11 protein-coding genes are annotated in these 11,208 nt (G+C 46.8%); all 11 read right to left on the bottom strand.

Annotation, left to right across the window (positions count from 1 at the left end):
• Positions 1-422: UDP-N-acetylglucosamine 1-carboxyvinyltransferase (locus ENI34_07280; protein ID HEC78928.1), on the bottom strand; the 422-nt coding region annotated here is incomplete at its 3' end.
• A gap of 66 nt (positions 423-488) precedes the next feature.
• The gene (gene mutL, locus ENI34_07285) at positions 489-2,138 is read right to left on the bottom strand and encodes a DNA mismatch repair endonuclease MutL (GenBank protein HEC78929.1); all 1,650 of its coding nucleotides are present in this window, start codon (positions 2,136-2,138) and stop codon (positions 489-491) included.
• A 29-nt stretch (positions 2,139-2,167) separates the two neighbouring features.
• Positions 2,168-3,046, bottom strand: a complete 879-nt coding sequence (gene ribF, locus ENI34_07290; GenBank protein HEC78930.1) for a riboflavin biosynthesis protein RibF — start codon at positions 3,044-3,046, stop codon at positions 2,168-2,170.
• Positions 3,047-3,049: 3 nt separating this feature from the next.
• A complete protein-coding gene (gene truB / locus ENI34_07295) occupies positions 3,050-3,715 on the bottom strand; it encodes a tRNA pseudouridine(55) synthase TruB (protein ID HEC78931.1) in 666 nt (221 codons plus the stop codon).
• A 15-nt stretch (positions 3,716-3,730) separates the two neighbouring features.
• Positions 3,731-4,696 (bottom strand): bifunctional oligoribonuclease/PAP phosphatase NrnA, encoded by a 966-nt coding sequence (locus ENI34_07300; protein ID HEC78932.1) that lies wholly within the window; start codon positions 4,694-4,696, stop codon positions 3,731-3,733.
• Positions 4,653-4,991, bottom strand: coding sequence for a 30S ribosome-binding factor RbfA (rbfA, locus tag ENI34_07305; GenBank protein HEC78933.1), 339 nt, complete (start codon positions 4,989-4,991; stop codon positions 4,653-4,655). Before rbfA ends, ENI34_07300 begins: the two co-directional genes overlap by 44 nt.
• The gene (locus ENI34_07310) at positions 4,991-5,284 is read right to left on the bottom strand and encodes a DUF503 domain-containing protein (GenBank protein HEC78934.1); all 294 of its coding nucleotides are present in this window, start codon (positions 5,282-5,284) and stop codon (positions 4,991-4,993) included. Before ENI34_07310 ends, rbfA begins: the two co-directional genes overlap by 1 nt.
• The gene (locus ENI34_07315) at positions 5,274-7,361 is read right to left on the bottom strand and encodes a translation initiation factor IF-2 (protein HEC78935.1); all 2,088 of its coding nucleotides are present in this window, start codon (positions 7,359-7,361) and stop codon (positions 5,274-5,276) included. Before ENI34_07315 ends, ENI34_07310 begins: the two co-directional genes overlap by 11 nt.
• Position 7,362: 1 nt before the next feature.
• On the bottom strand, positions 7,363-8,769 hold the full coding sequence (gene nusA, locus ENI34_07320) for a transcription termination factor NusA (protein ID HEC78936.1): 1,407 nt from the start codon (positions 8,767-8,769) through the stop codon (positions 7,363-7,365).
• Positions 8,753-9,211, bottom strand: a complete 459-nt coding sequence (locus ENI34_07325) for a ribosome maturation factor (protein HEC78937.1) — start codon at positions 9,209-9,211, stop codon at positions 8,753-8,755. The genes nusA and ENI34_07325 overlap by 17 nt, the downstream gene beginning before the upstream one ends.
• The gene (locus ENI34_07330; protein ID HEC78938.1) at positions 9,204-10,958 is read right to left on the bottom strand and encodes a proline--tRNA ligase; all 1,755 of its coding nucleotides are present in this window, start codon (positions 10,956-10,958) and stop codon (positions 9,204-9,206) included. The genes ENI34_07325 and ENI34_07330 overlap by 8 nt, the downstream gene beginning before the upstream one ends.
• Positions 10,959-11,208 lie beyond the last annotated feature (250 nt).

Here is an 11,208-nt window from a genome sequence, read left to right on the forward strand (position 1 = left end):
ATCTCAATCCTGGCGCCGAGTGTCTCAAAACCCTTGATATGAAGATCGATCGGTCTCGGACCGATGGCACAGCCGCCCGGGAAACTGACCCGTGCCCGTTTCTCACGCGCAATGAGTGCACCCAGCACATAATACGATGCCCTCATCTTCCGCACGATATCGTATGGTGCCTCAATCCTCTTTATCTTCGGGGTGTGTATCTTGAGGGTGTTACGATTGAATTCCACCCTGGCGCCGAGATATTCGATCAATTCCACCATTGTCCGGACGTCGATAAGATCAGGGATATTTTCGAGTATCACGGGTTTGTCCGTCAAAATCGAAGCGGCGATAATCGGAAGGGCAGAGTTTTTCGCTCCGGAAATATTTATTTCTCCGGAGAGTTTCTTTCCACCTTCAATAATAAAACGCTGCATTGCCATAGTAAATTATACTGATATTAGCAGTATTGTCAATCTCCTCCCCACACACCAGAAGCCGACCGTCCGTTATTCTCTGCCGAAACGTGCAGCAAGTTCGTCCAGGGAAAAACGCAACACAATAGGTCTGCCGTGGGGGCAGATATACGGATTATCACAGGCGAACAGGCGGTCGATAAGACTCTGCATTTCAGGAACCGACAACTTCTGTCCCGCCTTGATGGCGCTGCGACAGGCGATGACCTTCGCCACCTCGCTCTTTTCTTTTATCAAATTACCCAAGCCGTCGATCTCTTTAAAGAGTCCTGATATCGCATCACGGTTCACACGGGCGTCGGCCGGAAGACTATCGAGCACCACTGTCCGCGCGGAAAATTCTTTGAATTCTATCCCAAGTTCTCTAAGGATCGCCCTAGTCTTCTTGTATGCCCGATGCTCTTCAGGAGTGAGTTCGAGTGTAATGGGAAACAAGAGTCTCTGGGAACCGCCCTTGCCTTTCATTATCGCTTCATAGATTATCCTCTCATGAGCGACATGTTGATCCACGATAATAAACCCAGACTTTGTCTGGGAAAGGATATACATATTGTGAATCTGCCAGAATTCATCAGAGGCAGGCGGTCTTTCTGATACGGATTCATCTCCGCGCCCGCCTGCATAAGATATTATGGTATCCTGGACAAAACGGCGCGGGCCTTTTGAAAATTCAGGGGGTTCGGGTTGAGGAACGGTATAAGAAGCTTTTACAGACCTCGAAAAGATATGCTTCTTGATCGTCTGCTCCAGCAGATCAATGATATATCTTTCATCTCTGAACTTAACTTCGTTCTTTGCGGGATGAATATTGACGTCGACAAAAGCCGGTTCGACTTCGATGTTGAGAATAAAAGCGGGAGGGTATTTGGGTTCCTGATAAGTACGCATTATCGACCGATAGATTCTGGGATATCTGACCGGTCTTGAGTTTACATAGATATAGTTCATATGATGGGATTTGAAAAAATCGGGTCGGGAAAAATAACCGAAAATCCTGACCTTCCCGACATCCGACTCCACCTTTATCAACGACTCCACAATCTCATCAGGAAAAAAGACCTTGATCCGACCTTCGATACTGTCGGTGCCCGTCATTTCGAGTATGCTGTTGTTCGACTCTGAAAGGGCGAAACCGACACGGGGATTGATGAAGGCATAAGACCTCACAGTCTCTGAGATCAAACGGCGCTCCCACTGCGCTGATTTCAAAAATTTCAATCTCGCCGGCAGGTTAAAGAACAAGCGGGAAACCTTTATGCGGGTCCCGCGGGGACGGTGTGAATCGACCACCTTTTTTGTCTCACCGCCGACTACGACAATTTTGGTTCCCTGCTTGCTGTCTGACGTCTCGAGGGTGAAATGCGATACCTGAGCGATACTGGCAAGGGCTTCCCCCCTGAATCCATAAGTCCTGATATCTGTTATGTCTTCGACGGTCGCGATCTTGCTGGTGGCATACCGTTCAATCGCACGCAGGGCGTCATCCCGCGCCATTCCTTCTCCATCATCGTTTACCAGACACTTCTGTTTACCGCCGTCCTCGATCTCAATCTCAATGCGCCGGGCACCGGCATCCAAGGAATTCTCAATCAGCTCTTTAATGACTGAAACCGGCCTGGCGATGACCTCGCCGGCGGCGATTTTACCCCTTACTTCAGGCGGCAAAACCTTGATTTTACCCATGGAATATTCTATTGAAGATCAAGCCAAAGTCAAGAAAGCGAATCACGGATAGACCTGACATCGTCCATGATCGCCGCCCTCAGCGCTTCATCGCCGCTGAATTCTTCAATATCCCTTATCCGTTCAATAACTCTTACTGATAGACGCTTTCTGTATAGATCACCGGAAAAATCGAGGATATGGACCTCAATCAGATGTTCCCTGCAGAACATCGCTCCGAGATATATCCCGTCACTCACAACCACCCTGACTTTGTAAACACCATCAAGGGGCATCAGTTTTTTCCTGTCAACGCGTATGTTTACTGTGGGAAATCCGAGTTTAGCACCTTTTCCTTTGCCCCGAATCACGCGTCCGGAAATCGTATATTCTCTGCCGAGCAGTCGGTTGGCTGCTTTTATATTTCCGAGAAGAATAAGTTCACGGATCCGGGTACTTGAAATCGTTCCTCCATCCTTGAGACGCGGGAGAATTTTTACCGTAAACAACCCTTCAGCGAACTTTTGAAGCGCTTTTGCTGAACCGACACGTCCTTTACCGAAATGAAAGTTCTCGCCGACCACCACACAATGAGGCGAAATCTTCCTGGCAACCATTTCAACGAAATCCCGGGCATCAAGTTCGGCAAACCGCCTGGTGAATCGAAAATAGTAGATAAAATCGACGCCCAGTTCCCGGAAGATCGCTTCTTTTTCTTCTTTTAAAGTCAAGTAGATTATCGGCGCCGATTTCAGGACGAAAAAAGGCAGAGGCAGAAATGTTATGATGCCGACCTTTTTTTCACCGCCTGCCAGTCTCTTCAGCTCTTTTACAATACTTTGGTGTCCACGATGCACCCCGTCGAAACTGCCGATGGCGCAAACCGAGTTCACGGTGATACGGTCCTTTTTTTCAAGTAAAATTTTCATAATTCAATTCTTTCTCTTTTTAAAAAATTCATTCTGAAAAAGATCACCGACCTTTACGGCATCTGTAACTTTAAAATCACCGATCCTGATCCTGCGTAAAGAAAGGAGGAGCGCACCGCATCCGAGTCGTTCACCGAAATCAAAAGCAAGGGTGCGGATATAAACTCCTTTACCCACGACGGTGTTGAACTTAACCCGGGGATCTTCATAATCGATGATCGAGAATTTTTTGATGAACACCTTCCGTTTTTTCGGTCTTACCTCTATTCCCTTGCGGCTGAGCTCATACATCTTCCTGCCTTTTATCTTAAGTGCCGAATACGGAGGCGGAGTCTGGTAAACTTCACCTTCGAATTCCTCAGCCGTCTTCCGCAGTTCATCCGAAGAGGGAAAATCCACCTTCTGGATATACTTGATCGGTCTGCCGCTTATATCATAGGTATTATTCACCGCGCCGAGAAGTATCTCTCCTTCGTATTCTTTTTCACAGGATTGAAATTCATCAAATCTTTTGGTCGCCCGTCCTATAAGAATAATGAGCAGACCGCTCGCAAACGGATCAAGGGTTCCCGCATGGCCCACTTTTTTAAAAAATTTCTGGAACATACGAACAATCTGAAATGAACTGAAGCCGACCGGTTTGTCCACCAAAACAATCTTGTCATGCATAAGAGAATAAATTTATCATCTCTTCTTTTTCATTTCCCGAAGTATCGCCCTCACGATCTCTTTCTTCACCACCTTGAGGGGTTTTTTAATCCGTGCCCCTGCTGCAAGACGATGGCCGCCTCCACCGTACCGGTTCGCAAGCTTGTCGACGTCAAGCACGCCGTCACTGCGCAAACTGATCCTGGTACACCGATGTTCTTCACGCAGAAACAATGAAACCTTGACTTCAGTAATCGCCTGAAGGAATGATACGAAATTTTCCGATTCCGTCATCTTTGCACGGCTCTTTTTAAGCATCGACTGTGTGACATACATAACACCCACGCCGTTTTTTATTTCTATGGTGTCCAGAACCTTACTCAGTAATTTCGTACCGTTGAGTGTCTTTGCATTCAACTTTTTGACGAGCGGTCCGGGTTTGACCCCCAACTCAACCAATTCACTTGCGATGCGCAGGGATTCTTTAGTGGTGTTGGGATAGACGAATCCTCCGGTTTCACTGTAGATACCGCAGTAAAAAATCTCAGCCAGGGATTTATCTATCCGCACACGCAACTTCTTGAAAATATCATAAATAATCTCGCAGGCGGACGATGCGTCCTCTTTGATTATTTTGAGCATCCCGAATGCATCATTGCTTTTATGGTGGTCGATGTTTATAATCACTTTCGACTCCGGTCTTACGGCGTCAAAACCACCAGTATCGGGAAAGATTCTCGAAATACCGGCTGAATCAACCGCAATCAACAGGTCGAAATCAGGCAGTTTTCTGACAAACCGCCATCTTTTCAGAAGAAAACGATATTTTGAAGGAATCGGTGAATAACAGAACAATATCGGAACCCTTCTTTTATAATGTTTTACAAGATGGGCACAACTTAATGCGGCGGCAATGCCGTCGGCATCAGGATCGATGTGCGTGGCGACGACAATGCGCCTATTCTTCTTTATCGTCTGTACTAATCTTTTTAAATAATTCATCTATTCTTTGTCGATATTCATAACTGTTGTCGATTTTAAATTCGAGCTCGGGCACGGATCTCAGTCTGATACGATGCGCCAGAACGCTTCTAATATATCCCTTAGCCCGTTTCAGGGTCTGAAACGATTCGACCTTATCTCCGAGACTCGAAAAATAGATGACGGCGGTCTTCAAGTCAGCCGTCACTTCGACAGATGTGATTGTGATAAATCCGAGACGGGGATCTCTAATCTCCTGGGTGACGATATTGGATATTTCACGCTCGAGTACCGACGCGACTCTGTCTTTTCTCATTATATCAGCTCCACTTCGTAATTGAGCAAAGAAACGGCATGCACGCGGTCAAGAAAGTCTATCGCCTTACGCATCGTTGCATCCACAATCGTCCTGTCATTACCGCAGGTGACGAGCCCCAGCTGCGCTCTCTGCCAGAGCGACAGATCACCGTATTCACAAACCGCCACGTTATAATGCCTCTTAAGACGTTCTTTGATGCTCTTAACCACCCTTCTCTTCTCTTTTAAAGAATGGCATTCCTCAATATGGAGGTCTAATTCACACCGACCGACAAAAAATCTATCCGCCATCTGCCGCCGTGCTCTCTTCTATTTTATAAAATTGGATGGTATCACCCTTTTCGATCGTCTCGGCGTTTTCAAGACCCACCCCGCACTCATAGCCGGCAAGGACTTCCTTCACATCATCTTTGAATCTCTTCAATGAAATGACCTTTGATTTCAGGATCTCTTTTCCTTCCCGGATAACACGCGCCACTGCATTACGCGTCACTTTACCGTCCTTGATATAACAACCGGCGACCACACCGAGTTTCGGGATATTGAAGACCTCCCGAATCTCGGCTTCACCGATGAGGATCTCTTTTATCGTGGGTTCCAGCATTCCCAGCATGGCGGAACGTAAATCATCCAGTGCTTCATAAATCAATCTATATGTTCGTATCTCGACACCTTCGCGCTCTGCAGCCTCAAGTGCATTGGTGTCAGGTCCGACATGGAAACCGACACAGATCGCACCGGTGACCTCTGCAAGCAGAATATCCGATACATTTATCTTACCGACTCCTTTATGGACGATTCGGATTCCGACATCTTCCATATTCAATTCGTTCAATTTTTCATCAAGAACTTCGACCGAGCCGGCGGAATCCGCCTTGAGAATCACCTTCAATTCTTTGGTCTCACCGCTCTTGATCTTTTCCTGTAGGTCAAGAAGGGTCACCTTGGATTTCGCCCTGAGCGTACGGTTGCGGTCCAGCAACTGCCTTTGATAAGCGAGTTCCCTGGCACGTCTTTCATTATCGACCGCGAGGAAGACCTCACCGGCCTGGGGCAGACCACTGAAACCGAGCACCAGAACCGGCGTGGAAGGACCTGCTTCTTTCACCCGATTCATCTTTTCGTCGAGCAATTCCCTGACCCGTCCGAAATGCGGTCCGCAGACAAAAGGATCGCCTTTATGGAGCATTCCTTCCTGGACCAAAATCGTGGAAACATTACCCTTTCCCCGGTCGAGCCGTGCTTCAATCACAACACCCTTTGCGGCTTTCTTGACAGGAGCCTTCAATTCAAGTTCTTCAGCCTTAACAAGTATTGCATCAAGAAGATCAGGAATACCAACTCCTTTGAGCGCCGATGTCTCGACGCATATTGAGTTCCCGCCGAACTCTTCGATAACGACGTTCGCTTTTGCAAGCTGGGTCTTCACCAGATTCACATTGGCACCGGGCAGATCGATTTTATTTATGCAGACGATGATCGGTACATTTGCAGCCCGGGCATGGTCGATCGCTTCGACGGTCTGCGGCATCACACCGTCGTCTGCAGCGACGACAAGAATAACGATATCAGTGACTTGGGCGCCGCGTGCCCTCATCGCGGTAAAGGCTTCATGCCCCGGGGTGTCGAGAAAGGTTATGGTCTTATCATGATATGTGATCTGGTAGGCTGCCATACGCTGCGTGATCTTACCGTATTCTTCTTCAACGACCCGCAGTTTGGTTATGGCATCGAGTAGAGTCGTCTTTCCATGGTCGACATGTCCCATAATAGTGACCACCGGCGGTCTCGCCACTTTTTCAACGTCTGCCTGGGGCGCCAGTTGTTCCTCCACAGAGATGACCCTGACCGAATAACCGAATTCATCACAGAGCAGGGTAATCGTATCGATGTCAAGCCGCTGGTTCAAACTGACCATCAATCCCATATCCAGACATTTCTTGATCACTTCACTCGTCGGCATCTTCAATGCCTGCGAGAGCTCGGCGACGGTCATAAAATCCACCACGTCGACGACCTTTTCAGAAGGCTTCACCTCGACCTTATGAACAACATCCCGTTTATAATGTTTCTTGGTTTCTTTTTTCTCAAGTTTGGCGAGGGTTGATTTAACGGTTTCCCGTATTGCTTCTTTATCTATCTTCCTTTTCTTCTCTTTTGCTTTCGGTTTTGTATAACGCCGGGTGAACTCCTTTTTGACCCGCTTCTTTTCCTCAGAGATCTTCGCCCTGACCTTTTTGATCTCTTCTTCTGACAGAGATGACATATGACCTTTTGCTTTGATACCTATCTCATCAAGCAGTTTTATCAACGCGGCGCTCGACAGACCAAGATTTTTGGCTACATTGTAAACTTTCTTTCTCGGCATTTTATGTCACCTCTTCTTTTATTTCTTTCTTCTTCTCCTTCTTTTTATCCCCGACGGATTCTTCTTCTTTTCCTTTTTCCGGCTTTTCATCTTCTTTCTTTTCAGTCTCTTTTTCCTCTTCTTTTTCAACAATTTCTTCTTCGGCGACCTCTTCCTCGGTCTCGCCGAGATCAAATCCGAGTTTCTCTTTCAGATCCGCCACTCCGTCATCATCCAGTTTCAAAAGGAACTTCAATTCTTCAGTCGGCGCCTTAAGAACCGTCAGAACATTCGTGTACCCTTTTTCAATCATCAATTTTTTCAATTTAGACGACAAACCGTCGATATCCTCGATCTTGATTTTACTAAGTTCCTTCTCCTTCAAATCTTTTTCATACTCACTCACCTTTTTGATCTCGATCTCCACTTCACAAAGCTTTGATGCAAGATCAACATTCACCCCGTTCTTTCCTATCGCCTTGGAGTAGTCGTCATCCGGCACGACCGCCAGCACATGGCCTTCACCAAGACTTATAACCTCTTTTATCCTCGCCGGCGAAAGACTCCGCGATATCTGAAGATTCGATTCTTTACTCCACTGAATCACATCTATCCGTTCACCCGACAGTTCCTTGACAATGGATTGGATACGACTGCCGCGGTAACCAACACAGGCACCGATCGGATCGATCTTCGGATCAAGGGTCTGAACCGCAACCTTTGCCCTTACTCCCGGTTCACGAACGATTTTAATCACCTGAATCAGACCGTCTTTTATTTCAGGAATTTCATAAAACAACAGACGTTCCAAGAACTTGGGGTCGGTCCTGGAAAGGATGATCTTGGGTCCCCATTGTGCACGATCCACTCTGGACACAACCGCACGTATAGGAGAATCGAGCCGGTAGTGTTCGGTCCTCATCATCCCGTACGGAGGTATCACGGCTTCCACAGGTCCCAGATCAACAAGGACCTCATTACGGCTCACAACCTTGACTATCCCCTTTACGATCTCTCCCACTTTCTTTTCGTATTCAGCCATAATTCTGTTTCTTTCCGCTTCACTCACCCGCTGGGTCAACGTCTGCTTTACGGATTCGATTGCGGTTCTGCCCAGATCCGATATCGGTATGAGTATCCTGAAATCATCTCCGATCTTGTAGTTCACATCTTTGGCTTGAGCCTCTTCAAGCGATATCTCTTTATCAGGATCACTAACCTCTTCCACGATCTTTTTCACAATGAAGATTTTTATCTCACCGGTTGATTTGTTCACAGACACCTCGGATTCAACTCCTTTACCGAACTTTCTCTTTACACCGTTCTTCAAAGCCTCAGCAAGCGATTCTATGACATAATCGAATTTAACTCCTCTTGCCCGTGCGATTGACTTTATATTTTCTATAATTAAATTACCTTCGTTTGCCATATTCTAATTCCTCCATCACCCTGGCACTTACTATTGAAGCATATGGAATAAAGGTCTCACCCGATTCAGTGGCGATAACGGCGCCCTCTTGATTCGCATCTCTGAGATAGCCCTTCATCTTTCCATCCGCCATATTCACCTCGACAAATTTTCCCATCGCCCAACAGTAGTGTTCGGGTCTCTTCAACGGTCTCCTGACACCAGGAGAGGAAACCTCAAGGGCATATGAAAAAGGAACAATCCCACTCTCATCCAGTGCCCTTGATATTGCGGTGCTTGTCTTCTTGCAGTCGGCGACCGTAACACCGCCTTCTTTATCAATAAAGACTCGAAATTTTTTCGCCACCTCATTAAAGAGCATATCATAAAATCTATACCCCATATCATTCAACAGGTCTCTTATAATATTCGAAACCGCATCTATGGAAAAAATCTCACTCATTCAGCCTCCGATACAACATATCTCTAATCTCAACACATTTTCCTACGACATCCTTTTTCTCGACCTCAATTACATCTTTTGTCGCGCGCAGGTAGATATCAAATCTGTTGTTCTTTATTCCTTTGGGACCGATAGTGAGTCGCATCGGAATCCCGATGAGTTCCGAATCATTGAATTTTATTCCAGCGGTCACGTCGCGGTCGTCGACAAGGACCGAAAAACCGTGTTCATCAAGTTCCTGTGCAATCTGAGCAGCGAATTCCGCAACTCTTTCATCAGCGGGGTTAAGCACGACGAGATATAGTTCATATGGTGCGATCGAGATAGGCCAGGCAGTGCCGTGCTCATCGCCTCTCTGTTCACAGGCGCACGCCATAATGCGCTCCAGACCGATACCATAGCTTCCCATCACAATCGGACGCCTCTCACCGTTTTCATCCAGAAAAGAAGCACCGAGCGCCCGGGAATATTTTGTGCCGAGTTTGAAGATATGGCCCAGTTCCAGACCATTGAACAGAGAAAGCTCGCCGCCGCACTTCTCGCACCTGTCGCCTTCTTTCACCTTCCGCAAATTTAAAAACTCCTTGACCCTTATATCCCGGTCTAAATTGAGCCCCTTGATATGATAATCATTTTTATTTGCACCGGTAATCATACCCATTGCACCCTTTAATAGATCATCGGCATAGATGTCGGCGTCTTCCCTGCCTGTGGGTCCGATAAAGCCGGGTTCAGCACCGAAATACTCAACAATCTCCTCGGCGCTTGCGGGCCGATATGAAAAGCCGAATCTATTTTTGATTATATTTTCGTTGATCTCATAGTCACCACGCAGCAGAATGATGAGAGGAGCCTTTTCCGAAGCAGTGTAAAAGATTGATTTTACAAGGCGACGAACAGGAACATTCAAAAAATCGCTCACCTCTTCAACAGTCCTCTTGCCCGGAGTATGGACTTCTTCAATCGGGGTGTCCTGGAATGTAACAAATTCCCCCTTACCTTTCGCCGCCTCAAGATTCGAACGATAACCACATCCGCTGCAGGCGACGATCGTATCTTCGCCCCCTTCGACACGCGCGACGAATTCTTTGGACTCACCCGTTCCCATCAAACCACCGGAGGCATCAACGACTTCAAATTCCAGACCGCACCGTTTGAATATCCTCATATATGCTTCTTTATGAAGGTTGAAACTCCTGTCGAGCCCCTCTTCATCGCAATCCAGGCTGTATGAATCTTTCATCAGGAACTGACGGCTGCGGATCACGCCGAAACGCGGTCTGAGTTCATCACGATACTTCATCTGTATCTGAAACCATATCTGCGGCAAATCTTTATAAGAACGGATGCGCGTGCGGGCGATCTCGGCAATAATCTCTTCATGTGTCGGACACAAACAATAATCCCTTCCTTTTCTGTCCTGCAGTCGGAACATATCATCGCCATATTCTTCCCAGCGGCCTGACTCCTGCCAGATATCCTTTGGTGAAAGTGCCGGCATCAAAAGTTCCTGGGCGCCGAGCCTTTCATGCTCTTCACGGACGATCGCTTCTATCCTGCGCAGCACCCGCCAGCCCAGGGGCAGATAAATATTGATACCCGAAGCAAGCTGTTTGATAAAACCGCCCCGCAGCAGAATCCGATGACTCTTCGTTTCCGCTTCTTTGGGATCTTCGCGCAATGTCGTGATCAATGATCTCTCAATTTTCATAACATTAAATATAACACAAATTTCAAACAAAGTCAACCGCCTTTGGCGCTGATGTTAGGTAAAAGTTAAAACTGGACTATTTGGGGTATTTTTTAAAAGATAAAACTGGACTGAGTGATTTTCGTGATTATCCTCTATGAAAGGAGGATAAATGAAGCAACAACTTCATCGTCGATTTACCGATAACCATCTTAAGGTATTGTTTGATCTTTATCTCAAGAAGGCATTGAGTGCTAATGATGTTATAAGCCAATTAGGGTGTAGTCGGAGCAGGTTTTTTGATTTA

It is taken from the genome of candidate division WOR-3 bacterium (assembly GCA_011052815.1).
Classification (GTDB): domain Bacteria; phylum Hydrothermota; class Tepidihabitantia; order SM23-42; family SM23-42; genus DRIG01.